General features: G+C 70.2%; 22 protein-coding genes. 13 read left to right on the top strand and 9 right to left on the bottom strand.

Annotated features, from left to right (window positions below; translation table 11 throughout):
* Positions 1-1,461, top strand: a complete 1,461-nt coding sequence (locus ACWD2L_RS11265) for an alpha/beta hydrolase (RefSeq protein WP_451188949.1) — start codon at positions 1-3, stop codon at positions 1,459-1,461.
* Positions 1,462-1,524: 63 nt separating this feature from the next.
* Here the strand turns inward: ACWD2L_RS11265 and ACWD2L_RS11260 are convergent, their stop codons facing one another.
* Complete coding sequence (locus ACWD2L_RS11260; RefSeq protein WP_451188946.1) at positions 1,525-2,544, bottom strand: LacI family DNA-binding transcriptional regulator; 1,020 nt, start codon at positions 2,542-2,544, stop codon at positions 1,525-1,527.
* A gap of 206 nt (positions 2,545-2,750) precedes the next feature.
* Here ACWD2L_RS11260 and ACWD2L_RS11255 point away from each other — a divergent pair, with 206 nt between their 5' ends.
* Genes ACWD2L_RS11255 through ACWD2L_RS11240 form a run of 4 tightly spaced genes read left to right on the top strand, consistent with a single transcriptional unit; the run spans position 2,751 to position 7,678 of the window.
* Entirely contained in the window at positions 2,751-4,055 is a 1,305-nt protein-coding gene (locus ACWD2L_RS11255; RefSeq protein WP_451188944.1) for an extracellular solute-binding protein, read from the top strand.
* Entirely contained in the window at positions 4,052-5,020 is a 969-nt protein-coding gene (locus tag ACWD2L_RS11250) for a carbohydrate ABC transporter permease (RefSeq protein WP_451188941.1), read from the top strand. Before ACWD2L_RS11255 ends, ACWD2L_RS11250 begins: the two co-directional genes overlap by 4 nt.
* Positions 5,017-5,868: a carbohydrate ABC transporter permease gene (locus ACWD2L_RS11245; protein WP_451188939.1), complete on the top strand. Its 852-nt coding sequence runs from the start codon at positions 5,017-5,019 to the stop codon at positions 5,866-5,868. Before ACWD2L_RS11250 ends, ACWD2L_RS11245 begins: the two co-directional genes overlap by 4 nt.
* A 40-nt stretch (positions 5,869-5,908) precedes the next feature.
* Positions 5,909-7,678 (top strand): glycoside hydrolase family 13 protein, encoded by a 1,770-nt coding sequence (locus ACWD2L_RS11240; protein ID WP_451188938.1) that lies wholly within the window; start codon positions 5,909-5,911, stop codon positions 7,676-7,678.
* A gap of 47 nt (positions 7,679-7,725) precedes the next feature.
* On the opposite strand, the gene ACWD2L_RS11235 is transcribed toward ACWD2L_RS11240, so the two are convergent.
* From ACWD2L_RS11235 to ACWD2L_RS11220, 4 genes are read right to left on the bottom strand one after another with little or no spacing between them, the layout of a single operon-like run.
* The gene (locus ACWD2L_RS11235) at positions 7,726-8,202 is read right to left on the bottom strand and encodes a (2Fe-2S)-binding protein (RefSeq protein ID WP_451188936.1); all 477 of its coding nucleotides are present in this window, start codon (positions 8,200-8,202) and stop codon (positions 7,726-7,728) included.
* 31 nt (positions 8,203-8,233) lie between these two features.
* Positions 8,234-10,507: a molybdopterin cofactor-binding domain-containing protein gene (locus ACWD2L_RS11230; RefSeq protein ID WP_451188933.1), complete on the bottom strand. Its 2,274-nt coding sequence runs from the start codon at positions 10,505-10,507 to the stop codon at positions 8,234-8,236.
* Between the two features lie 22 nt (positions 10,508-10,529).
* Positions 10,530-11,774 carry an oxygenase MpaB family protein gene (locus tag ACWD2L_RS11225; protein ID WP_451188931.1) on the bottom strand — a complete coding sequence of 415 codons (1,245 nt, stop codon included), beginning with the start codon at positions 11,772-11,774 and terminating at the stop codon, positions 10,530-10,532.
* 13 nt (positions 11,775-11,787) lie between these two features.
* Positions 11,788-13,023, bottom strand: a complete 1,236-nt coding sequence (locus ACWD2L_RS11220; protein WP_451188928.1) for an oxygenase MpaB family protein — start codon at positions 13,021-13,023, stop codon at positions 11,788-11,790.
* Positions 13,024-13,197: 174 nt separating this feature from the next.
* On the opposite strand from ACWD2L_RS11220, the gene ACWD2L_RS11215 reads away from it, so the two are divergent.
* The 5 genes from ACWD2L_RS11215 (at position 13,198) to ACWD2L_RS11195 (ending at position 18,360) form a co-directional block, all read left to right on the top strand.
* On the top strand, positions 13,198-13,842 hold the full coding sequence (locus ACWD2L_RS11215; RefSeq protein ID WP_451188926.1) for a TetR/AcrR family transcriptional regulator: 645 nt from the start codon (positions 13,198-13,200) through the stop codon (positions 13,840-13,842).
* A 180-nt stretch (positions 13,843-14,022) separates the two neighbouring features.
* Positions 14,023-15,825 (top strand): AMP-dependent synthetase/ligase, encoded by a 1,803-nt coding sequence (locus ACWD2L_RS11210; RefSeq protein WP_451188924.1) that lies wholly within the window; start codon positions 14,023-14,025, stop codon positions 15,823-15,825.
* 6 nt (positions 15,826-15,831) lie between these two features.
* A complete protein-coding gene (locus tag ACWD2L_RS11205) occupies positions 15,832-16,458 on the top strand; it encodes a TetR/AcrR family transcriptional regulator (protein ID WP_451188921.1) in 627 nt (208 codons plus the stop codon).
* A gap of 58 nt (positions 16,459-16,516) precedes the next feature.
* Positions 16,517-17,659 (top strand): acyl-CoA dehydrogenase family protein, encoded by a 1,143-nt coding sequence (locus ACWD2L_RS11200; RefSeq protein ID WP_451188918.1) that lies wholly within the window; start codon positions 16,517-16,519, stop codon positions 17,657-17,659.
* Between the two features lie 95 nt (positions 17,660-17,754).
* Complete coding sequence (locus ACWD2L_RS11195) at positions 17,755-18,360, top strand: dihydrofolate reductase family protein (protein ID WP_451188915.1); 606 nt, start codon at positions 17,755-17,757, stop codon at positions 18,358-18,360.
* A 21-nt stretch (positions 18,361-18,381) separates the two neighbouring features.
* On the opposite strand, the gene ACWD2L_RS11190 is transcribed toward ACWD2L_RS11195, so the two are convergent.
* The gene (locus ACWD2L_RS11190) at positions 18,382-18,822 is read right to left on the bottom strand and encodes a DUF6194 family protein (protein ID WP_451189400.1); all 441 of its coding nucleotides are present in this window, start codon (positions 18,820-18,822) and stop codon (positions 18,382-18,384) included.
* Between the two features lie 86 nt (positions 18,823-18,908).
* Between ACWD2L_RS11190 and ACWD2L_RS11185 the strand changes: the two genes are divergently transcribed.
* Complete coding sequence (locus tag ACWD2L_RS11185; protein WP_451188912.1) at positions 18,909-19,646, top strand: MerR family transcriptional regulator; 738 nt, start codon at positions 18,909-18,911, stop codon at positions 19,644-19,646.
* Here ACWD2L_RS11185 and ACWD2L_RS11180 read toward each other — a convergent pair.
* From ACWD2L_RS11180 to ACWD2L_RS11170, 3 genes are all read right to left on the bottom strand, one after another.
* The gene (locus ACWD2L_RS11180; RefSeq protein WP_451188910.1) at positions 19,627-20,259 is read right to left on the bottom strand and encodes a class I SAM-dependent methyltransferase; all 633 of its coding nucleotides are present in this window, start codon (positions 20,257-20,259) and stop codon (positions 19,627-19,629) included. The genes ACWD2L_RS11185 and ACWD2L_RS11180 overlap by 20 nt on opposite strands.
* An 81-nt stretch (positions 20,260-20,340) precedes the next feature.
* Positions 20,341-21,597: an MFS transporter gene (locus ACWD2L_RS11175; protein ID WP_451188907.1), complete on the bottom strand. Its 1,257-nt coding sequence runs from the start codon at positions 21,595-21,597 to the stop codon at positions 20,341-20,343.
* A 287-nt stretch (positions 21,598-21,884) separates the two neighbouring features.
* Positions 21,885-22,445, bottom strand: a complete 561-nt coding sequence (locus ACWD2L_RS11170) for a TetR/AcrR family transcriptional regulator (protein WP_451188904.1) — start codon at positions 22,443-22,445, stop codon at positions 21,885-21,887.
* A gap of 214 nt (positions 22,446-22,659) precedes the next feature.
* Between ACWD2L_RS11170 and ACWD2L_RS11165 the strand changes: the two genes are divergently transcribed.
* Positions 22,660-23,628 carry an ArsR/SmtB family transcription factor gene (locus ACWD2L_RS11165; protein ID WP_451189398.1) on the top strand — a complete coding sequence of 323 codons (969 nt, stop codon included), beginning with the start codon at positions 22,660-22,662 and terminating at the stop codon, positions 23,626-23,628.
* A gap of 97 nt (positions 23,629-23,725) precedes the next feature.
* A complete protein-coding gene (locus ACWD2L_RS11160) occupies positions 23,726-24,664 on the top strand; it encodes a hypothetical protein (protein ID WP_451188902.1) in 939 nt (312 codons plus the stop codon).
* Positions 24,665-24,676: the final 12 nt, after the last annotated feature.

The raw sequence follows: 24,676 nt of genomic DNA, 5'->3' as shown, positions 1-24,676 counted from the left end.
ATGCGCAGAAGGCCCCTGTCCCTCGCCCTCGCCATCCTCGCGGTCACGGCGACCGCGACGACGACCGGAGCGTCGGCGGCGACACCGGACACACCAGCGAAAGCGGTCCACTGGGGCGCCTGCCCGCAGCAGCAGGACTCGTCACCACGCCTCGAGTGCTCGACCCTCCAAGTCCCCCTCGACTACGGCAAACCGGAGGGCCGGCAGATCGAGATCGCGATCTCCCGGCTGGCGAGCGAGAAGCCCTCCAAGCGTCGCGGCGTCCTGTTCCTCAACCCCGGCGGCCCCGGCGGCGAGGGACTCACCTACCCGGCCCTGCTCGCGCCTTCGCTGCCGCAGGAGGTGCTCGACTCCTACGACGTGATCGGCTTCGACCCCCGCGGCGTCGGCCGGAGCACACCGGTGACCTGCGACCTGACACCACAGCAGCGACAGCGTGGCAACTTCCCGCAGTACGCGCACACCGCGGCCGACGTCCTCCGCGAGACGAAGCACGCACGCACGGTCGCCCGTCAGTGCGCCGATTCACCTACGTCGTCGATGCTCCCGCACATCACCACCGCGAACACGGCACGCGACATGGACCGCGTCCGCACCGCGCTGGGCGCGCCGAAGCTGTCCTACCTCGGTCACTCCTACGGCACCCACCTCGGCGCGGTGTACACGACGCTGTTCCCCGAGCGCGGCGACCGGATCGTGCTGGACAGCAACATGGGTCCCGGCGGCTACGACCGCACCGCCTTCCGGATGCTTGCGCGTGGCATGCAGGACCGGTTCCCGGACTTCGCCGCGTTCGCCGCCGCGCACCCCGCGTACGGTCTCGGCCGCACGCCGCGGCAGGTGACCGCCACGTTCTTCCGGCTCGCGAAGCGGCTGGACGCGAACCCGGTGGGCGGCATCGACGGGACGGCGTTTCGCGGGATGACCTTCGACCGCCTCTACGGCGACGCCCTCATGCCCACGCTGGCCAAGGAGTGGAAGACGCTCGACCAGGGCGAGCCGCTGCCGCCCACCCCCTCGGTGCCGGAGAACCTCATGGCCGGCTGGCTCCACGTCCTCTGCAATGACACGCCGTGGCCGAGGCAGGTCCGTGACTACCAGCGCGACGCGGCGGTCGACCGGCTCAGGTACCCCATGGTCGGCGGGTCCACGGGCAGCATCGGACCGTGCGCGTTCTGGCCGCAGGAGCGCGCCGAGCCGCCGGTGGAGATCACCGACCGGGGCCCCGCGAACATCCTGATGGCGCAGAACGAGCGGGACCCCGGGACGCCGCTGGCCGGGGCCAGGAAGCTGCGCCAGGCCCTCGGCAAGCGGGCCACGATGGTGACGGCCGATCAGGGCGGCCACGGCGTCTACCCGTTCGGCCCCAACACGTGCGCGAACGACACCGTGACCACATTCCTGACGACCGGTCAGCGACCGTCCCGGGACGTCGCATGCGCCGCCGACCCGGGCAAGTGACAGGCGCGCGCGCATGATCCGGGCATGGCAGCGGCGCCGGGCGCTGCGGCGCGTGGTGAGGCATCAGCCCCCGGGTCGCACCGTCGACGCCCTCGGGATCAGCCGCAGCGGCAGCTCCCGGTGCGGAGCGGGGTCGGCGTCCGGGTCCGCGATCAGGTCCGTGACCAGGCCGCCGGCCACCGTGCCGAGGGTCACCGGGTCCTGCGCGACCGTCGTCAGGCGGGCCCACTCCGCCACCGGGTGGTCGTCGAAGCCCACCACGGAGAGTTGCTCGCGGACCTCGATCCGGGCCTCGCGCAGGGCGGTGAGGAGTTCCAGCGCGAGTTCGTCGGTCTCGGCGAAGACCGCGGTGGGCGGGTCGGGCAGGCTCGTCATGTCGCCGATGGCCTGTAGTGTCTCGCGCCGCCCGCGGGGCACCTCGCGGACGAGGGCGGGTTCGGTCCCGGCCGCTTCCAGGGCCTGGAGGCAGCCGGTCCTGCGCTGCCGCGAGCTGTAGGTGAAGCCGGCGCTGCGGCTTCCGCAGAGGTAGGCGATGCGGCGGTGCCCGAGGTTCAGCAGGTGTCGTGTGGCAGCGCTGCCGCCGGCGACGTCGTCCACGTACACGCTCGGCCGGCCCTCGACCTTGCGGCTGACGTACACGACCGGCATGCCGAGGCCGTCGAGGCGTGCCGTCTCCTCATCGGTGAGGTCGAAGCTGAGCACCATCAGCGCGTCGGCGTTGCGCCGGGCCGGGAGTCGCTCGAAGAAGGCCTGCCGCTCGGCCAGTTCGGCGACGGGATAGATCAGCAGGTCGAGCCCTGCACCGCTCAGTTGTGTACTCAGGCCCTGGAGCACGCACCCCACGAACCAGGAGGAGAGCGTGGGCGCCAGCACGGCGACGTTTCCCGTGCGCCCCGTGACCAGTGAGGACGCCTGCCGGGACACGACGAACTCCAGCTCCCTGGCGGCCTGTTCGACGCGCCGGCGCGCCTCGGGCGAGACGGTCGCCATGCCGCGCAGGGTGCGCGAGACGGTGGAGACCGACACCCCGGCCCGTTCGGCCACATCGGCCATCGTCGGGTATCGCTGATCGGGTATCGGCATGGCGGGAACGTAACACGACCCTGACGCGCACCGACAGGAGCGTGAAAACGTTGTCTCAACCTCCATGCTGTGCAGACCCATTGACCTCACCGGACGGCGCTGCCTAGCGTGCAAGCGTTCTCAGGAAGTTGTCAGCGATGGGTCAGCCGCCCCTTCGGCAGGAGCACCTCCCCATGACATTGAGCCGTAGAAGAACCCTGTCCTCCTTGGGTATCGCTGCCGGTACCGCCGCCGCTGCCCCACTCGTCTCGTCCTGTTCCCGGGCCTCGGCCACTCCCCCGGATCCGGCAGAGGCGCAGCAGGTACCACGGCGGAAGACGACCATCGACTGGTGGTACAGCTCGGTGGCCGCCAAGGACGGCGGTGATCTGGCACCCCGTCTGATCAGCGCTTTCCGTGAGCGGTACCCGCAGATCTCGGTGAACATCATCAAGGCGCCGGCCAGTACCGACACCCAACGCTCGGCGCTGTCCACGCAGTTGGCCGCGGGCATCGCGAGCCCTGACGTCTATCAGGGTGACATCACGTGGGCCGCCCAGTTCGGTGCCGCCTCCTTCGCGCTGCCGGTGGAGTCGCTGCTGGACGAGGAGGAGTGGCAGCGTTATCCGAAGGCCCTGCTCACCTCGCTCGGTTACCAGGGACACCGGTACGCCTTCCCGCTGTACCAGGACCAGCCGTACCTCTACTACCGGCGCGATCTGCTGCACAAGCACGGGCTGCGGGTGCCGCGCACCTGGGAGGAGTTGATGCGTACCGCGCAGAAGGTCCAGCGTGCGGGAGACATCAAGCACGGCTTCGTCTGGCAGGGCAATGTGTACGAGGGGATGACCTGCAACGTCACCGAGATCCTCGCGGACGCCGGAGGCCAGGCGCTCTCCGCCGACGGCAGCCGTGCCACCTTCGCGGGGCCGGCCGCCGAGCGGGCCCTGGGGCTGATGCGGGACCTGGTGACCAGCCGTGTCTCGCCGTCCGCCGTGGCCACGTTCATCGAGCAGAACACGATCGACGACTTCTCCGCGGGCCGCTCCCTGTTCCTGCGGAACTGGCCGTACGCGTGGGGCGTGGTCGCCAACCCGGACTCCTCCTCCGTCGCCGGGAAGGTCGGTGCCGCGCTGCGTCCCGGCTTCGAGGGGCGCGAGGGCGGCCTCGGCTGCCTGGGCGGCTGGTGCAACTACCTCAACCCGCACTCCCGCAAGCTGGGCGCGGCCGCGGCCTTCGCCAAGTTCATCGCCCAGGAGGGTCAGATGGTCCTGGCCGAGCACGGCGCGCAACTGCCCACGACCCGCGAGGCCCTCAACAGCCGCTGGATCCGCGGCTCGAAGAACCCCGTCTACGCCCTGGCGCCGGAGATGACACTCGTCGCGCGCCCGACCCGCAACCCGTCGTACCCGCAGGTGAGCAAGGCGATCTACACGCACGCGAACCGGGTGCTCACCGGTGTGCCGGTGGCCCGTGCGGTCGCCGACGCGCAGGACCAGCTGACCGCCGCGCTCGCCGGGGAGTCGCTGTGACGGCCCCGGTGCGTACCCGGCCGGACACGACACCGACGGTGCGGAGTTCCGGGACCGAGGTCAGGGAAGGCGGGCTGCGGCGCCGCAAGGCACGTACCGGATGGCTGTTCACCGCGCCCACGCTGGTCGTGGTGGGTCTGGTGACACTCTTCCCGGTGCTGTACTCCGTCGTGACCAGCTTCGCCAAGATCCGCTTCACCTTCGGCGGCATGGAGGTCGACGAGTGGACGGTCGCCAACTACGCGACGATGTTATCCAGTTCGGCCTGGCTGGACGCGCTGGTGTTCACCGTGGGCTACACGCTGGGCACGGTCGCGGTGGAGATCGTGCTCGGTATCGCGGTGGCGGTGCTTCTCGAACGTCTGGAGGCGGGGCGCGGCTGGATCCTGGCGCTGCTGCTCATCCCCTGGTCGCTCATCACCGTCGTCTCCGCGCAGTTGTGGGCGTATCTGTACGACGCCGGGTACGGGGCGGTGACCTGGCTGTTCTGTCTCGTCATGGACGCACCGCCGGTGATCCTCGGCAAGCCCGTGCCGGCCATCGCGGGGCTCGCGGTGGCGGACATCTGGAAGACGACCCCCTTCGTCGCCGTGATCATCCTGGCCGGCCTGGTGAAGATCCCTCAGGAACGTTACGAGGCGGCCGAGATGGACGGCGCCAGTGCCTGGACGACGTTCCGCCTGGTGGTGCTGCCCGCGCTGCGGCCGGTGATCGCGGTGGCGGTCCTCTTCCGCGTCCTCCAGGCCTTCGGCATCTTCGACCTTCCCTTCGTCCTCACCCAGGGCGGCCCTGGCACGGCCACCCAGTCGCTGGCGATCCTCGGCTACAAGGCGCTGTTCCAGGACCTCAACGTCGGGCTGGGCGCGGCGATCGCCACAGCGACTGGAGCGCTGGTCGCCATCGGCTGTCTGCTCTTCCTGCGGGCCTTCAAGATGCAGGTGGACGAGGGAGGGGTGGGCCGATGAGCCGCAGCAGACGACAGGCCACGGGCGTGCGCCGCTGGCTGAACGTCGTGAACATCGGGGCCTTCGCCCTCGTCCTCGCGGTCTCCCTGCCGCTGCTGTGGATGGCGGTGACGTCCTTCAAGTCAGAGGACGAGCTGGGTGCTTCGCCGCCCACCGTGCTCCCCAAGGACCCCACGTGGGCGCATTACGCGCGGGCGCTGACCTCGGCGGGCTTCGACCGCTATCTCCTCAACAGCGCGGTGGTCTGCCTCAGTGCCACCGCCATCGTCCTCGGCCTCGGCCTCTTCTCCGGCTACGCCCTGGGCCGGCTGCCACTGCGCGGGCGCGGTCCCATCATGGTGGCCCTGCTGATGATCTCGGTGTTCCCGACCATCGCCGTGGTCACCCCGCTCTACCTGGTCGAACGGCGGCTCGATCTGCTCAACAGCTACTGGGGACTGATCATCCCGTACGTCGCCTTCCACCTGCCCTTCGCGGTGTGGATCCTGCGCAACTCGCTGCTCGACATCCCCCACGAGCTGGAGGAGTCGGCGACGGTCGACGGCGCGTCCCCGGTCCGCACCCTCCTGTCGGTGATCCTCCCGCAGGCCAGACCCGCCCTGTTCACGGCTGGGGTGTTCACGTTCACCGCCACCTGGACCGAGTTCCTCATGGCCCTGACCTTCAACTCCGCCGACGACTTCCGCACCGTGCCGGTGGGCATCGCCCTCTTCTCCGGTGTCTACGAGATCCCCTTCGGCACCATCTTCGCCGGTGCCATGGCCGCGACGGTTCCCATCGTGCTGCTGGTGCTGGTCTTCCGCCGCAGCGTGCTGTCCGGTCTGACCGACGGCGCGGTCAAGGGATGACCGCCTGATCCCCCGTCACTCGACTACGTACGGAGTCCGCATGACCGAGCACACCGACAACTCCCCGCAGAACGCCGACTGGTGGCGTCAGGCCGTCATCTACCAGATCTATCCGCGCAGCTTCGCCGACGCCAACGGTGACGGCATCGGCGACCTCGTCGGTATCACCGGGCGCCTCGGCCACCTCGCCGATCTCGGCGTGGACGCGATCTGGCTGAGCCCCTTCTATCCCTCTGAGCTGAAGGACGGCGGCTACGACGTCGCCGACTACCGGGACGTCGACCCGCGGCTCGGCACGCTCGACGACTTCGACACCATGGTTGCCAAGGCCCATCACCTCGGGCTGAAGGTGTTCGTCGACATCGTCCCCAACCACACCTCCGACCAGCACATCTGGTTCCAGGAGGCGCTCGCGTCCGCGCCGGGTTCGGCGGCCCGCGAGCGCTACGTCTTCCGCGACGGGTCGGGGCCCGACGGCTCGCTCCCGCCCACCGACTGGGAGGCCAGCTTCTCGGGCAACGCCTGGAAGCAGGTGCCCGACGGGCAGTGGTACCTGCACCTGTTCGCCCCCGAACAGCCTGATCTGAACTGGGAGCACGAGGAGGTCCGCGCCGACTTCCGGGCGACCCTGCGGTTCTGGTCGGACCGCGGGGTCGACGGCTTCCGTATCGACGTGGCCCACGGCTGCGCCAAGGATCTGGCCGGGCCCCTGGCCGACATCGGCCGCCCCCAGTACAAGGGCGTCCACGACGACATGCCGCCGGGCACCCACCCGTACTGGGACCGCGACGAGGTTCATGACATCTACCGCGACTGGCGCACGGTCCTCGACTCCTACACCCCGCCACGCGTCGCCGTGGCCGAGGCCTGGGTCACCAACTCCCGCAGGGTGCTCTACACCCGCCCCGACGAACTCCACCAGGCCTTCAACTTCGAGTTCCTACAGGCCCCTTGGCGCACCCCCGATCTCGCCAAGGTGATCGAGGAATCGCTCCAGGCGGCCGGCTCGGTGGGCGCGACGGCGACCTGGGTGCTGTCCAACCACGACGTGGTCCGGCACGCCTCACGGCTCGGCCTGCCGCCCGGCACCGACCTGGACGCCTGGCTGCGCGCCGACGGGCACCTCCCCGAACCCGACCGCGAACTCGGCCTGCGCCGCGCCCGCGCCGCCACGCTGCTGATGCTCGCCCTGCCCGGCTCCGCCTACATCTACCAGGGCGAGGAGCTGGGCCTGCCCGAGGTGGCCGATCTGCGCGTGGAGGACCTCCAGGACCCGGTGTACGGGCAGTCCGGAGGCCGCCGCAAGGGCAGGGACGGCTGCCGGGTGCCGCTGCCGTGGGAGACCGATGGTCCGTCGTACGGGTTCGGGTCGGCGGCGGGCTGGCTGCCGCAGCCGGAGGGCTTCGGGGCCCTGTCGGTGGCGGCCCAGGAACGGGAACCGGACTCGCACCTCGCCTTCTACCGCTCGGCACTGCGCCTGCGCCGCGAGTTGCTGCGCCCGGGGGCTCCCGGAAGCGAGGTACTGGGCGAGCCCCGTCGCAAGTGGGGGCTCCCCTCCGCGCACGAGGCCGACGGCGTCGCGGACACCGGCGAGGCGGGCATGGGAGAGGCGGAGCAGCTGCTGCACTTCACCCGCCCCGACGGCTGGGAGTGCGTGGTGAACGTCGACGGACCGCCCGCTCAACTTCCGCCCGGTGACGTCTTGTTGGCGAGCGGGCCCCTGACGGAGGACGGGTTGCTGCCCGCGGACACGGCGGTGTGGCTGCGCACGGGTAGCGGTGACGCCGGCGGGGCCGAGGTCGGGGGCTGACGGTTCGGTGGGCGGCCGCTCGCACCGGCGGCCGCCCACCGGCTCCCTCACATCCCCTTCGCGCCCTCCCGGATCGCCTCCCGGATCCGGAAGTACGTGCCGCACCGGCACACGTTCCGGATGCCGTCCAGGTCGGCGTCGGTGATCGCGCGGCCCTCTTCCTTCGCCCGGCGGACCACCGCCACCGCCGCCATGATCTGGCCGGGCTGGCAGTAGCCGCACTGGGCGACGTCCTGGTCGAGCCAGGCCTGTTGCATCGGGTGCAGGTCGGCGTCCACCGTGTCCGCGAGGCCCTCGATGGTGGTCACCTCATCGTCGGAGGCCAGCTCCTTGACGGGGATCGAGCAGGGGTTGACGGCCTTGCCGTTGAGGTGGCTGGTGCAGGCCTTGCAGACATTGATGCCGCAGCCGCACTTCGGCCCGGTCACGCCCAGGATGTCGCGCAGCACCCACAGCAGGCGTACGTCGTCCTCCACATCGACCGTCACCTGCTCGCCGTTGACGCGAAAAGTGTGCTTGGGCACGTGGTTCTCTTCCTTCTGGTTCGGCGGTGGGTCAGATGGCGTGGTCGAGGCCGTCGGTCGGCGACTGCGGGACCGGCGGGACGGTCGGCTTGGGGGTGAAGGAGAGGGTGTCGTGGTTGATGGGGAACGTCGTGGGCATCGTGCCGGTCGCCCGCGCGTACGCGCACGCCACCGCCGCCATGGAGGCCGCGACGCCCAACTCCCCTGCCCCGCCCGGCTTTTCGCTCGTATTCGGCATGACGATGATGTCGAGTTCGGGCGGGGTGTTCCACTGGCGCGTGTAGAAGTAGTTGTCCCAGCTCGCTTCCAGGAAGCTGCCGTCGCGCAGGTGCAGGCTCGATGTCAGGGTCTGCGCGATGCCGTCCATGAGGCAGCCCATCATCTGGGCCTCCAGACCGCGCGGGTTGACCGCGAGGCCCACGTCGACCGCGCACACCGCCTTGGTGACCCTGGGGCCCGTCACACCGTCCCGGATCTTTCTGTCGACCGTTTCGGGGCGGCAGTCGATCTCGACGAGGACGGCGTTGGCCGCGTGGTACTCGGTGTGCAGGGCGATCCCCTGCGCCACGCCGTCGGGCAGGTCACGGCCCCACTTGCCGACCTCGGCGACCTTGTCCAGGACCGCGCGGGCCCGGTCGTCGTGCAGGAAGTCGCGGCGGAACTCCAGCGGGTCCTTGCCCATCTTCGCGGCGAGGCTGTCGATGATCAGCTCACGGGCGCAGGTGACATCGGGCGAGTACACATTGCGCATGCTGCCGGTGTTGAAGCCCTTGTCCGTCTCGTTGAGGAGCCGGCTGTAGACCCCGAACTCGTACGGCATCGACTGCGTCAGCTGGAAGAAGGTCTCGGAGAAGGCCAGGTCGGCGACCGGCAGCTTCGCGGCCACGGAGGTGAGGGCCTCACCGAAGCCCATGCTGAGGTCCGTGGCGACGCCGGTGTGCCGCTGCTTGTAGCTGAGCACCTTGTCGCCCGCGTAGGCGACCCGTACGCGGGACGTCGTCATCGGGTGGGCGCGGCCCTGGCGCGCGTCGTCGGCGCGGTGCCACATGAGCCGGACGGGCTTGCCCATCTTCTGGGAGATCTCGGCGGCTTCGAGGGCCGCGTCGAAGAACAGCTTGCGGCCGAAGGAGCCGCCGCTCTCGGTGACGTGGACGGTGACGGCGCCGACCGGAAGGCCGAGGCGGGCCGCGATGGTCTGCTTGGCGACGATCGGCGACTTGAGGCCGCCCCAGATCTCCGCCTTGCCCGGACGGACGTCGGCGATGGCGCAGTTGGGTTCCAGCGCACTGTTGCCCCGGAAGTGGAAGGTGAAGTTCGCCTCCACGGACCGGCTCAACGGCGGGAGCCCCATGGGCAGTTCGGCCCGCTTCAGTTCGGCGAGGACGGTGTCGTCGGACTTGCCCTCGGCCGTGCCGCCCTTCCACGTCACCTCCAGGGCGCGTACGGCGTCGATGCACTGGCCGAAGGTGCGTGCGCGCACGGCGACCCCGGTGGCGACGACCGCGACATCGGTGACGCCGGGCATGGCGCGCACCGTGTCCAGGTTGGCCACCGAGCCGACCTTGCCGTTGATGGTGGGCGGGCGGCACACCATCGTGGGCAGTGCGTCCGGCACCTCGAGGTCCATGGCGAACTTCTTGCGGCCGGTGACCGCCGCGCGGGCGTCGACGCGGTTCTGCTCCGTGCCGATGACGGTGAACCGATCGGCGGACTTGAGCTCCGTCTTGGCCCGTTCCGTCCTGAGGGCCGCGGCCTTCTCCGCGAGGTCCCCGATACCGATGGCCTTGCCCGCCCGGTCGAGGACGACACCGGCCTTGAGCGTCAACTCGGTGACCACGGTGCCCAGTTCGATCGCGGCCGCTTCGAGCAGCCGGCCGCGCGCGATGGCGGCCGCCACCCGCACCGGGGTGTAGGTGGCGATCGTCGTGTTGGAGCCGCCGGTGAGCTGGTTGAAGAGGAGCTCGGGGCGGGCGTCCGCCAGCGTGACGTGCACCTGGTCGAGGGGGACGTCCATCTCCTCCGCGATCAGCATCGCCGTCGAGGTGGTGATGCCCTGCCCCACCTCGGCGCGGGGCAGCGCGAAGGACACCGTGCCGTCCTTGTTCACCTGGACCGTGATCAGCGCGGACGTCGGCGCCGCCGCCAGGGTCAGGGCATCATTGAGGTCGACGACCTCGGTGATGTCCAACGACGGTACGCCGGCGGCCCCTTCGGCCGCCGCCGCTTCCTTCGCGGGTACGAGTTCGGCCGCGGCGACCAGCGTGGGTGCCGCCAGTACGTAGCCGAGGAACTGTCGTCTGCGCATACTCCCTCTCACTTCGGCCGGGTCACTCCGGCCGGTTCATGTCCGGAAGGTTGATGGCGATCGGCTGCCCCTCCGCCAGGAACAGGAGCACGAACCGGCGGATCGCCTCCTCCAGCGTCCACATCACCGCCGGCACGCCGGGGATCGGAATGATCCCTTCACGGAAGGCAACAAGCAATGGCCAGGCGCCCGCGATGAGCGGTTTCAGGATCGGCTCCTTCGACAGGCCGATCATGTCTCCGACCCGGTCGCCCAGCGTGTACCGGGAGAACGCGCTGATCAGGGGCCGGGTCAGCCCCAAGTCCAGTTCGGCCACGATGCCGAGGAGGACATCGGTCAGCTCCTCGCCCTCCTTGGTGTGCGCGAGAATCGGGTCGAGCACCTGCTTCGACTGGGCCTCGGCGGCTTCCCACGTCTTCGGGATGTACTCGTCCTGGACGCCGAGCATGGCGGCACTCACCTGCCACACATGCAGATACGCGTCCGCGTCGGCGGCATCGATCCGCACACCCCAGTCCTTCAGCTTGCGCATCACGAAGGTGGCGAGGCTGTGCCAGGTGACGAGGATGTCGGCCTGACTGATCGGAATCTTCTGCCCGCCGCTGACCTGCGTCCATGCCGGGGACTGGGGCAGGAGGTGCCGTACCGCCGCGTGCACCATCCGGGTCTTGACCGCGGTCACGACCATCGACCCCTCGGGCTTGTAGGCGTCCAGGTCCCCGATGTCGTAGCCGAGCCGGGCGGTCTTGGCGATGCGGTCCTTCATGTCCGCGCCGCCCTTGGAGTAGTACACGGCGCGCGATTCGCGGGGAATGGCGGTGCTCATGAGGCCGCTGCCGAGGCCGTACAGGGCGCCCACGTAAATACCCTTGGTCTTGCTGAACTTGGAGCCGCGGTTGAGCTTGGTCCGGTCGGCCCAGGAGGGCAGCTTGCGGGCGTCCTCCATGAACGCCCGCAGGTCCGCAGGGAGTCCGTCGGGCAGCGGCTGGTCGTTGCGCTTCCACTGGGCGAGAAGGCCATTGACCTTGGCCACCTCACCACGCTTCATGACTTCGGCGATCACCGGGTCGGCCTGCTTGTCCCACAGCCACTCGGGGTCGACACCCGCGCCGGAGCCGGCGACGGAGGCCTTCGGTGACCAGGTCCACAGGGACCGGGCGCTCGCCGGCGACGCGAGGCCGATGGCACCGAAGGCGCCTAAGGATCCGCCGCCGAGCAGCATGTTCCGCCTGCTGAGCCCGCCCGTACCGTCGTTTCCGTTCACCATGGTGCTCGTCTCCTCAACTGGCGCTCGGCCGGTTGGTGTCGGGGATCTCGATCGCTGTGCCCTTGCCCTTGGTGAGGAACAGGAGGACGTACTGGCGGATCGCCTCGTCGACCGTCCAGGCCAGGGGTGGCACCATCGGCAGCGGGATGAGCCCTTCGCGGAAGGCGACCAGCTTCGGCCAGACCGTCGCGATCGTCTTCTCCCAGAACGGCTCCTCGGGGATCCGGTCCATGTCGGCGACGCGGTCACCGACGAGGTAGCGGGCCAGCGCGTTGCACAGCGGCCGGTCGATCCCGCCGGGGCTGGTCTGCTCCGCGAGCTGCCCGAGCAGGATGTCGGTGAGCTCGACGCCTTCCTTCGTGGAGGTGAGGATGGGGTCGAGGACCTGCTTCGACTGGGCGTTCGCGGCGTCCCACGTCTTCGGGATGTACTCCTCGCGCACGCCCAGCATGTGCACACTGAGCTGCCACAGGTGCAGATACGCCTCGGAGTCGGCGGCGCTCACCGGCACCTTCCACTCGAGCAGCTTCTGCATGGTGTAGGTGGCGAGGCTGTGCCAGGTGACGAGGATGTCGGCCTGACTGATCGGAATCTTCTGCCCGCCGCTGACCTGCGCCCAGCCGGGCGACTTCGGGAGCAGATGCCGCACCGCCGCGTGCACCATGCGGGTCTTGACGGCCTGCACGATGCAGTCGCCGTCCGCGCGGTATGCGTTCAGGTCACCGATGGCGAAGCCCAGCATGCTCGTCTTGGCGACGCGGTCCTCCATGTCGGCGCCGCCCTTGGAGTAGTAGACGGCGCGCGCCTCGCGCGGGATGGCGGTGCTGAGCATCCCGCCACCGACCCCGTTGAGCAGATTGAGGTAGAGGCCCCGCCTCTTGTTGAACTCCGCCGCCGTCTCCAGCTTGTCCCGGTCCGCCCACGAGGGCAGTTGCCGCGCCTTGTCCATGAACTCCCGTACGTCTCCCGGCAGTCCGGACGGCGGCGCCTGGTCGTTGCGGGTCCAGGTGCGCAGCTGTTCGTTCACCTTCGGTACGTCGCCGCGGTCGATGACCGAGGCGATGAGCCGGTCCACCTCGTCGTCCCAGACCCACCCGGGGTCGACACCCGCGCCCGTACCCGCGAGTGAGTCACCCGGCGACCACGTCCACAGGGATCGGGCGCTGGCCGGCGAGGCCGCGCCCAGCACTCCCAGGGCGCCGAGTGCGCCGCCCGCAAACAGTACGTTCCGCCTGCTCAAGCCATCCATTGCTCCGAACTCCTCCTTGAGTTCCGGCACGCGCTCGTACATCAACAAGCCCTGCTCGTACGGCAGTTGCTTTGGTACGATGAAACACGTCGAGCATCTCTGTATCAGCTGCAGGACAGGGGAGCACAGACGCGGCATGAACACCAGAGGCCGCACACAATCAGGGAGGCACCTGTGGAACCGAACGTGCTCGAGCTGGCCTTCAGCGAATCCGCCGCCGAGGCCGACACCGCCGACGACACGGACGAGGTGACCGTTCGGCTGCTCGACGCCGCCTACGAGCAGTTCTGCCGCATGGGCATCAAGCGCTCCACGATGGCCGACGTGGCGCGGCTCGCGGGCGTCTCCCGGATCACCGTCTACCGCCGGTTCGACACGAAGGAGGCGCTGGTCGAGCACGTCGTACGGCGTGAGTTCCGGCGCTACTTCGAGCAGTTCGCGAGCGAGATCCAGGGCGCGGACACGGTCGCCGACCGGGTCGTCCTGGGCTTCGTGAGTTCGCTGCGCGCCATCCGCCACAACCGGCTCATCGGCGGCCTGATGGCGGTCGAGCCGGACTCCGTGGTGCCGTCGATGACCATCGACGGGGGCCGCACGCAGTACGTGGTGCAGCAGTTCGTCGCCGGGCGGCTGCGCGCGGAGCAGCGGGCTGGGCAGGTGGCCGCCGGGGTGGACGTGGATGTGGTGGCCGAAATGATGGTGCGGATCTGCACGTCGTTCCTGGTCGTGCCGAGCCATGTCATCGACCTGGACGACGACGAGCGGATGCGGGAGGTGGCCCGGCAGTTCCTGGTGCCGATGCTGGGGCCGCCGGCGTAGGGCCTTGCCTTCGGAACCTCGTTCCCGGATACGACGACGCGACTTATTGACATAGCGCCAATAACGGTCCACGGTGGGCACCGCTCACGCACAATCCGCCCCACCCCGCACGTTCCACGTCGTACGTTTCCGGGAGTCGCCGTGACGCCAACAGAGCCACTACGTCAGTCCGTTGACGGGTTGACGATCACCAAGCTATTGCGCCGCAACGCCCAGGAGTTCGGGGACCTGCCCGCGCTGACCACCGGCATCGGGCCGGACGCGGGCACCCTGACCTGGAGCCAACTGCGCGCGGAGACCGCCGCACTCACCCGTGGCCTCGGCCAACTCGGCCTGGGCCGCGGCGATCGGCTGCTCATCACCATGTCGAAGCGGGCGGAGCACTGGGTCACCGATCTGGCCGCCGCGCACATCGGCGCGCTGCCCTGCAGTACGTACGACACCCTGAGTACCGAGCAGATCGGTGTCATCGCCCGGCACAGCGCTGCCACCGTGCTGGTCCTGGAGGGCGAGGAGCAGGTGCGGCGCTGGGCGCCCGTCCTCGACGACCTGCCCGGACTGCGTGCCGTCGTCGTCCTCGACTGGTCGGCCGCGCCCGCCGACGACCCGCGGTTCGTCAGCTACGCGGCCGTCCGCAACGCCCTGCCGCCCGACGACGCGGCCTTCGAGTCACTCACCGACGCCGTGACCACGGACCAGCCGCTGGCCCTCGTCTACACGTCGGGCACCACGGGCGACCCCAAGGGCGTGGTGCTCTCGCACCGCAATGTGATCCACGAGTCCGTGATGCAGGAGCAGTTGGTGCCACTGCCGCCACATCCCCGCTCGGTCGCGTATCTGCCGCTGGCGCACATCGCGGAGCGGGTCCTCGGGATCTACATGCCGATCTGCAGCGCAGGACATGTCACCATCTGCCCCTCCCCCGACCAGTTGCTGCCCGCGCTGCAGAAGGTGCGCCCGCACGGGTTCTTCGGTGTGCCGCGGGTGTGGGAGAAGCTCACCACGGGCCTGCGCGCACAGCTCGCGGCGCTCCCCGAGCAGCAGGCGACGGCCCTGGCGCAGGCCCAGAGGACGGCACTCGAAGTCTTCCGGCTGCGCTCCGGCGGCGAGGATGTGCCGCCCGAACTGGCCGAGCAGCTACAGAAGTTGGACGAGATCGCACTACGGCCCCTGCGTGCCGCGATCGGCTTCGAGGACTGCCTGCGCGCGTTCAGCGGCGCCGCGCCGATCCCCACGGCCGTCCTCGAGTTCCTGGCCAGCGTGGGCCTGCCGGTGTACGAGGTGTGGGGCCTGAGCGAGACGACGGGCGCGGCCACGGTCAGCACACCCGACGTGTTCGCCCTCGGCTCGGTGGGCCGCCCGGGACCCGGCATCGAGGTCAGGGAGGCCAAGGACGGCGAGTTGTTCGTCCGCGGTCCGGTCGTCTTCTCCGGGTATCTCCAGTCGGACGGCGGCATCGCCTCCGGCACGGACGCCGAAGGCTGGCTGCCGACCGGCGACGTCGGCACCGTGGACTCCCGGGGCATCGTCACCGTCACGGACCGCAAGAAGGAACTCATCATCACCGCCGGCGGCAAGAACATCGCCCCGACGAGGATCGAATCGCTGCTGCGCGCCCACCCGTTGATCGGCCAGGCCGTCGCGATCGGCGACCGGCGTCGCTACATCACGGCACTGCTCGTCCTCGACGAGGAGGCGGCCCCTCAGTGGGCCCGCGCTAACGGCCTCACCACGACCGGGCTCGATGAACTCGCCGTGCACGCGCAGGTGTTGGCGGCGCTCGACCTCGCGGTCGACGAGGCCAACGCGGTGCTCTCGCGGGTGGAACAGGTCAAGCGGTACCGGGTCGTCGCCGGGCCGTGGACGACCGAGACCGGCGAGCTGACACCCAAACTGAGCCTGCGCCGCCGGGCCGTCGACGACCTGCACGCGGCGACGATCGAGTCAATGTACGAGTCGGACGAACCAGCGGAAAGGGCCTAGCCGCCCATGGGAGGCAAGACCCAGACCACCCGGCGGCGCCGGATGGAACCCGACGCGCGCCGCGCCGAGATCCTCGCGGTCGCCCGCCGCCGGTTCGGGTCCGCCGGCTACGCCTCGGTGTCGATCTCGGACATCGCGGCCGAGGCCGGCGTGGCCCGGGCCCTCGTCAACCACTACTTCGGTGACAAGCGGCAGCTGTACCTGGAGGTGGTGCGGCAGATGATGGTCATCCCGGCCTCCGTGTCACAGCGGTTGCCGCGGACCACGGCCGATGAGCGCCTGGCCGTCTGCGTCGACCGCTGGCTCGAAGTCGTCGAGCGGAACCGGGAGATGTGGCTCGCGGCCATCGGCATGGAGTCCCTCGGCGACCCGGAGGTCGACCGGATCATGCTGGAGGCCGACGAGATCGCCACCGACCGGATCCTCGAAGCCGCCATGATGACGGACGTCACCGAGGACGCGGGCCGGGAGAAGCTCCGGGCGATGATCCGCGCCCACAGTGCCATGCTCAAGTCGGCGTCCCACGAGTGGCTGGAGCGCGGCACGCTCACCCGCGACGACCTGCACGTGATGCTCACCCGCTCGGTTGTCCACCTGCTGCACACGGTCTTCCCCGCGGTACGCAACGGCTGACCACGCGCCACGTACGTACACACCTTTCTCATTCATGAGACGACTTAGGAGACACCCCATGCCCCGAGTCCTGTCCGACGAGCGCGGCGACCTGGTCAAGGCCATCGCGGACTTCTGCGCCCGCGAGTGCGGCACGAAGGAACAGCGCGACACGCTGACGTCCAACGGCGCGGAACACCACAACCAGCGGCTCTACGAGAAGATGGCGAAGCTCGGCTGGCTCGGCATCGCCGTCCCCGAGGAGTACGGCGGCGCGGGCCGCGGCATGGTCGACCTCTCCCTCTTCCTCCAGGAGACGTCCTACGGCCGCGCCCCCATCAGCGGTTTCGGCACGACGATCATCACCGCGGCCGCGTACGAGAAGTTCGGCACCGAGGAGCAGAAGCGGACCATCCTCGAAGGCGTGGTGAACGGCCGGGTCGAGTCCGTCTCGATGTCAGAGCCGGGGGCCGGTTCCGACGTGGGCGCGCTGACCTGCCGCGCGGAACGCACCGCGGGCGGCTATCTGGTCAACGGCCAGAAGACGTGGTGCTCCAACGCCCACTTCGCCGACCACATCCTCCTCATCGCCCGTACGGAACCGGGCTCGGCGAAGCACGAGGGCCTGACCCAGTTCATGGTGCCGACGGATGCCGAGGGCCTGACCATCCGCGGCATCGACACGATGGGCGGCAAGGAGGTCAACGACCTCTACTTCACGGACTGTTTCGTCCCGGACTCGGCGGTGGTCGGCACACCCGGGAAGGCCTGGACGCAGTTGATGGCGGGCCTGAACCTGGAGCGGATGATCCTCGCCGCGATGATGCAGGGCGTGGCGCGCCGGGCCTTCGACGACACCCTGGCGTACGTCCGGCAGCGCGAGCAGTTCGGCCGGCCCATCGGCTCCTTCCAGGCGCTCAAGCACCGCATCGCGGACATGGCCACGGAGTTGGAGTGCGCGCAGCTCCTCCTGGACGACGTCGCCGCGACGATCGACGCGGAACCGGGCAAGGTGTTCGCCCGCGAGGCCTCGATGGCGAAGCTCAAGTGCACGGAACTGGCGAAGCACATCACCCTGGAGGGCATGCAGATGATGGGTGGCTACGGCTATGCCACCGAATACGGCATGGAGGCCCTGCTGCGCGCGACGGTCGTGTCGACGGTGTACGGCGGGACGAGCGAGATCCAGCGGGACATCATCGGCAAGACATACGGGCTGTAGGACTCTCGGGCGGGTCCGTGCGGTGTGCCTCCGGCGGGGCCGTCGATGAGTTTCCGGCGGCTGTCCGGTCTACCCGTCGACGAAGGGAGCACACCATGAGCAGGATCATTGTCTGTACGTTCCTGACGCTCGACGGCGTGATGCAGGCGCCGGGCGGGTCGGACGAGGACATCGAGGACGGGTTCGAGCACGGCGGCTGGCAGAAGCCGACGGACGACGAGGAGGTCGGCGCGGCCATCGCCGGCTGGTACGAGCGCTCCGAGGGGATGCTGCTGGGCCGTAAGACGTACGAGCTCTTCGCTTCGTACTGGCCGTCCGCCGATCCCGGCAACCCGTTCACCGCCAAGATGAACAGCATGCGCAAGTACGTGGCGTCGCGGACCCTGAAGTCCGTCGAGTGGCAGAACTCCACGCTCCTGGAGGGTGACGTCGTCGACGCGGTGCGCAAGCTGCAGTCGTCCGGCGGCGGTGACATCAACGTCGTCGGCAGCGGAGACCTCGCCCAGACCTTGATGCTCAACAGCCTCGTCGACGAATTCCGGCTGACCATCCACCCGGTGATCATCGGCACCGGCAAGCGGCTGTTCGCCGGCGGGGCGATCCCCACTGCGCTCGAGCCGGTCAGTGTCACGGCGACGAAGGGCGGCACCGTCGTCGGCGTCTACCGGCCGAACGGTGAGCCCACCTACGACAGCTACTGAGCGGTCCGACGCGGTCCGGGCTCAGGCCCGACGACGGCGCTCCACGCGGGCGCGCGCCGCGTCGTGCGCGGTGCGCAGCAGGCGCAGGACCGTGTCGTACGTCCGCTCGGCCGGATTGACGACGCAGATCCAGCCCTGGGCGCCGTACACGGGATGCGGCAGCACGGTGTCGACGGCCGCGTGGTCCACCGGGGGCTCTCCGGTGAGCTGTTGGAACGTGGCCCGGTCGAGCTGAATGTTCACCCGCAGGCGGCCGGGCGCGTCGAGGTCCGACAGCACGTCGCCCGGATAGTTCTTGGTGACGATCGTCCCGTACGGCTGCACGGCCTGCGGGACCTCGCCGTCCGGCGCGTAGTAGAAGAACGCGTCGCCCCACGCGATCTCGGGGAAAGCACCGCCGGGCTCCGGAGCGAGGACCAGCGCGCCCTCGAAGCCGCGCACGGTCGTGATGATCTGTTCCATACTCGGGTTGCTGCTCATGGTTCAAGCATGGGCTTGAAGTGCTTATGTGGGGTTCAGAGGCGTTGAGAGGGGTTGAGAAGGGATCGATGGCCGATGGGGACGTGCTGAGGACCGTCGATGTCGCCAGGGAGTCGGGGTACTCCGTGCAACAGGTCCGCGACCTGGAGCGGCTCGGGGTCGTCCCGGCTGCCGTGCGGGCGGGCAATGGCTACCGGGCCTACGCAGCCGTTCATGTGCGGGCGCTGCGCGCCTACCGGGGGCTCGCCGGAGCCATCGGGCCCGTCGCCGCCCGGCAGCTGATGGCGGGGCTGTGGGCGCGGACGGTCACGGAGGCGGCCGCCGCGATCAACGACGTACACGTCGGCCTCGCGCGCGAACGCGATGAAGTGCTGCGCGCCCAGCAGGCGTTGTGGGCCATCGAGGACGAGTCCGCACACCACGGCGCGGCCGGGGGCGATGACACCATGACCATCACCGAACTCGCCGCGGCGCTCGGCGTCCGCACCTCGACGCTGCGCTTCTGGGAGCGAGAGGGCCTCGTATCGCCCGAGCGTGTGACGTCACTGCGGGCGCGCCGCTACGACGCCTCGGCGATCGGCGCGGCCAGGATCGTCGCGGCGCTGCGCGGCAGCGGATACGGCATCCCGGCGGTCCGGGACATCGTCGACTCGCTGCACTCACTGGAGGTGGGCGGCGGTCCTGAGCGGGTCCGGCGGATCCTCGTGGAGCGCCTCGACCGGATCGCCGCGCGTTCCGTGGAACTCCTGCGCGTGGGCGGGGACCTCGCCGCGGTCCTGGACTCCCTCACTCCCGCTCGGGCTTGACCGCGACGAGCCGTTCGATCACGCCGAAGCTGTAGCGCTCGCGCTCGACGACGCCGAATCCCGCCTCCCGTACGAGGTGCAGCGGGCGGCGCAGTTGATGGTCGTCGGCGAGTTTCAGCATCAGGGGTTCGATGGCGCGCTGGAGCGTGCGGACGGCGAACCGGTGGCTGATGACGTGGTCGATCAGGAGGAGCGTGCCGCCCGGTGCGAGGACGCGGCGCATCTCGGCGACGGCCGCGCGGTCGTCGGGGATGCAGCACAGGGCCAGCGCGCAGACGACCGTGTCGAACGAGCCGTCGGGGAAGGGGAGCCGTGTCGCGGACGCCTCGCCGAGTGTGGCGTCGACGCCGAGGTCGGCGGCCCGTACCCGGGCGCGGGCCAGCATGTCCGGGGAGAGGTCGACCCCGGTCAGGTCGGTGCCCTTGGGGTAGTGCGGCAGGTTCAGGCCGGTGCCGACGGCGACCTCGAGGACCCGGCCGCGGGCTCCCGCGCACAGCCGGGCGCGGCCACCGCGGAGCATGTGGCGGTCGAAGCGGCGCATCCAGCCGTCGTAGTGGGGCGCGTCGCGGGCCCAGATCTTCCGGGTACGCAGGTCCTGATCGTGAGCGGTCACGGCGGCCTCCCCTTCGGCGCGGGCATCCGGTCCCAGCATGCGACCCGTCCGCACCGAAGGCGAGCACCCCCGCACGGGGGCTTACGCGAGCCGCGCGCCCTTGCGCTCCGGGATGACGAACATGGCGAGGATGTCGGCGACGTAGATCGCGGACAGCAGGCCGATGGCGACGGCGAAGCCCCACCGGTCCGCGCACAGCGCCACGACGACGGGCGCGAAGCCGCCCACCGCGCGGCCGATGTTGAACAGGGTGTTCTGCGCGGTGGCCCGCACCTGCGTCGGGTACAACTCGGCCATCAGCGCGCCGTAGCCACCGGTCATGCCGTTGGCGAAGAGGCCCATCACGGCGCCGCCGACGAGCAGCGCCCAGGGCGAGACGAGCTGGCTGTACGCGAGGACGGAGACGGCCGCGCCGACCTGGAAGAGCCAGAACGTCCTGCGGCGGCCGAGGCGGTCGGCGAGTTCGCCGAAGAGGAGGATGCCGAGCGCCATGCCGACGACGGTGACGGCGGTCCAGCCGGAGGACTTGGTGAGGCTGTAGCCGAACCGCTCGCTCAGGTACGTCGGCAGCCACGTCATGATGCCGTAGTAGCCGAAGTTCTGGACCGAGGTCAGGACCAGGACGCCGCAGCTGGCGCGGGCCGTGGGGCCGTCCTTCACCAGCAGCTTCAGTGAGGCGAGCGCCGACAGCCGGGGCCCCTCGTCGCGGGTGCGCGTGAAGTGCTCGGGCTCGTGCAGCCGGGAGCGGAGCGCGATGGCGACCACCGCGGGCACCGCGCCGATCACGAAGAGCCCCTGCCAGCCCCAGGCGGCGAGCACGGGCGCCGAGACGAGCGCGGCGGCCAGCACACCCGCCTGGAAACCGAGCGCGACCAGCGACGTGGCGCGCGCCCGATTCTTGCTCGGCCACGCCTCGGCGGCGAGTGTCATGCCGATGCCGAACTCGCCACCGATGCCGACGCCGGCCAGGAACCGGAACGCGGACAGCTCCCCGTACGAGGTCGCCAGCGCCGAGAGGCCGGTGAAGACGGCGAAGAAGATCACCGAGTAGGTGAGGACCTTCACCCGCCCGATCCGGTCGGCGAGCACCCCGAACCCGAGCCCGCCGACGACGGCGCCGATGAGCGTGATGGTCGCGAGCGAGCCGCCCTGCGCCTTGTCGAGGCCCAGGTCGGCGGAGATGGCGGAGAGGGCGAAGCTCAGGATCAGCAGGTCGAAGCCGTCCATCGCGTAGCCGAGGGAGGAGGCGAACACCGCCTTCTTCGCGTAGCGGCTGGGCTTGTCGCCGTCGCTGTCCGCCGGTCCTGCGGCCGCTGCCGGCGCATCCACTTGTGTCATCAGGCTTGGTTCCGTCGTTTCCGTCGCACGTGGGGTCAGGGGCGCCGACGCGGGCGTCCTGCCCCACCTGCTCATGCGTACGTCCGGACACGGCGCGACCGGGGGAAACGGGCGCGGCATCCGGAGAACGGAAGAGGAGTGGTGACGGCAACGGTCTCGGCCGAAGCCTCGGAACCGTGCACGCACCGGCAGGATGAAAGTCTTTCACACGCGGACCTGTGCCCTCGACGCGGCCTCCCGCGAACCCCGCCCACCGGTCGCGGGTCGCGGGTCGGGGCACGGGTCACTCACAGTTCCGCGGCGAGCACCGCCTGTGCCGCCTTGCGCGCGTACAACGCGGCGTCCGTGTCTCCGGAGAACGTCGCGAGGGCCATCGCACCGTCGAACAGGACGGCCAACTGGGCTCCCACCGCGGTCGAGTTGGGCACGCCCGCACCCTCCGCCAGTTCGGTCAGGAGCGTACGCAGGGCGAGCTTGTGGGTCTGCACGGCGGTGACGACGATCGGCGCGGCGGCCCCGACCTCCCCGAACGCGCCCGCGAACACGCAGCCGTGGAACCCCGGCTGGTGGAACCAGTCGTGCAGGAAGTCGAAGGGGCCGAGTATCTTCGCGACGGGATCCTCGATCGAGCCGACGCGCTGCCCGATCTCCGAGCGCGCCACCTGGTCACGCCGGTCGAGGCAGGCCGCGAGGAGCAGGTCCTTGGACGGGAACATCCGGTAGAGCCGCTTCAGCGGCACCCCCGCCTCGTCGCGGATCCGGTGCATCGTCACCGTGTGCACACCGTGGGTGTAGAACAGCTCGTCCGCCACCTCGACCACGCGAACCCGTAGGTCGTCCGGTATCAACGGGACGCCTCCTCCAAACGACTCGCTTCCAACTCACGATCCCCGCGCGCCCCTTGAGCGCCCGACGCGCCTCGCGCGCCGCCTTGAGAACCGTCGTTCTCGCCACTATGGTCCCAGCATAGAACACATCAGGACGGCGCAGGTTCCGGTTCGACCGACCACCCCGGGGCCGGTGTCCGCACCACCCAACGCCGTGGCGGATTCGGGGGAAGCCGTGCTGCGTATCCACTTCAGCGCCGGGGATCTGGCCCGCACCAGGATCGCCGAGGAACCGGACCCGCTCTGGGAGATCGTGCTGAGCCTGCATCAACTCCGGGAGATGCGGCGGGAGTCGGTGCTCAACGCGTGGCGGAGGCGGCAGTGCCCGCGTGACATGAGCGCGTTGCGGATGCTGTCGCCGCTGATGCCGCCCCGCGGCTACTTCCCGGACTTCCTCACGCCCGCCGCGGGCCTCGCCGGACTCGAGTGCGGAATCGACGCGGTCCTGGCCACTCCCCGCCATCGGCTACGCGCGGAGATGACACTGCTGGCGGCCCAGAACAGCACGCTGCCCGCGTGGACCCGGCCGCTGGCCTCGGGCGACCTGGACTCGGTGCACCGGCTCGGCCGGGCCCTGCGCACCTACCACGCCTCCGTGCTCGCCCCGGCCTGGCAGCAGATCGCGGCCCGGGTCGAGGGCGACCGGCGGCACCGGACCGGGGCGCAGGGTCGGCTCGGCACCGAGGGGATGCTGCGCACCTTCGCGCCCGTACTGCGCTGGCAGTCACCCGTACTGGTCGCCGACTATCCCGTCGAGCGGGACATGTACCTCGAGGGGCGCGGGCTGCTCCTCGTGCCCTCGTACTTCTGCCGCCGCACGCCGGTCGCGCTGCTGGACGAGGCGCTGTGGCCGGTCCTGGTGTACCCGGCCCGGCCGCTGAGCCCGGTGGTGGCCGACGGGCCGGGCCCGAGGCTCGCCCCGCTGCTCGGGCACACGCGCGCGGCGGTGCTACAGGCCCTCCAAGAGCCTTGTACGACAACGGAGTTGGCGCGCCTGGCCGGGGTGTCGCTGTCGTCCGCGAGCGAGCACGCGGCGGTGCTCCGGCGCGCCGGACTCATCGCGAGCACCCGGGAGCGCCACCGGATGCATCACAGCCTGACCCAGCTCGGCAGCCATCTGCTCAGCGGGGCCCTGGCCGGCTGAGCCCGCGAGCGGGCTCTTTCGGGCACGGCCGAATCAGGGCGCGCCCGCCCACCTCCTCCGTACACCCTGAGGTCCACAGGGCAACGGGAGGTTGGAGATGCGCGGAGGGCGAAGGGCCGGGGGTTCGCTGGTGGCGATGTGCGCGGCGCTCGCCGTGGCCGTCACGGGTTGCGGATCGGGCGGCGACGACGGCCGGCCGGAGCGCACCGAAATCGACAGGCCGGGCAAGGTCACCGAGCTCAGCGACGCGCAGCAGGCCGAGGTCACGTACGCCCAGGAACTGCTCACCAAGCGCTGCATGGCGGGCCGGGGCTTCGGGTACGGAGTGGCCGAGCCGCCGAGCGGCGACGAACTCCGCTCCCCCGGCTACGTACTCGACGATCCGCGCTGGGCACGCGAGTACGGATACGGCGGGCAGCTCGAGCGCGAGCAGGAGCGAGCACGCAAGGCCGACCCCGACGTCGCGCACTACCGGACGCTCTCGCGGGACGGTCAACTCCGTCGGAACAACGCGCTGTTCGGCGGCCCGGAGTCCGGGACGGTCGAGGCCCGCACGCCCGGCGGCGGCACCGTGAGCATGGCCACCGGCGGTTGCCGTGCCGAGGCGCTGCGCGCACTGTACGGGGACCTGAAGACCTGGTTCACGGCGGACAAGACGGTGTCCGGACTCGGCGCCCTGTACGAACCCCGGATCAAGCGGAACAAGAGCTTCGCGGCCGCCGTCGACTCCTGGTCCACGTGCATGGAGCGCAAGGGGCACCGCTACGCGAACCCCACCTCGCTGCACGAACGCATCCCCACGCTGACCCACGGGAAGAGCGACCGCCGGGCACAGGCGGTCGAGGTCCGGCTCGCCACCGCCGAGGCGGCGTGCGCGCGCAGCAGCCGTCTCGGGCCCATCGCGCGGGCCCTTGAGCGCACGTACCGCGCCGAGTACGCGGCGGGCCGCTACCGCGAGCCGTTCGAGACACGTGTGCGGCTGCGACACAAAGCGCTGGCGAAGGCCGAGCGCGTGCTCGCCGGCGCAGCCACCTGACCCTGCCCGCGG

This window comes from Streptomyces sp. NPDC002754 (assembly GCF_053592315.1).
This window is presented reverse-complemented; position numbering and strand designations above follow the sequence as displayed.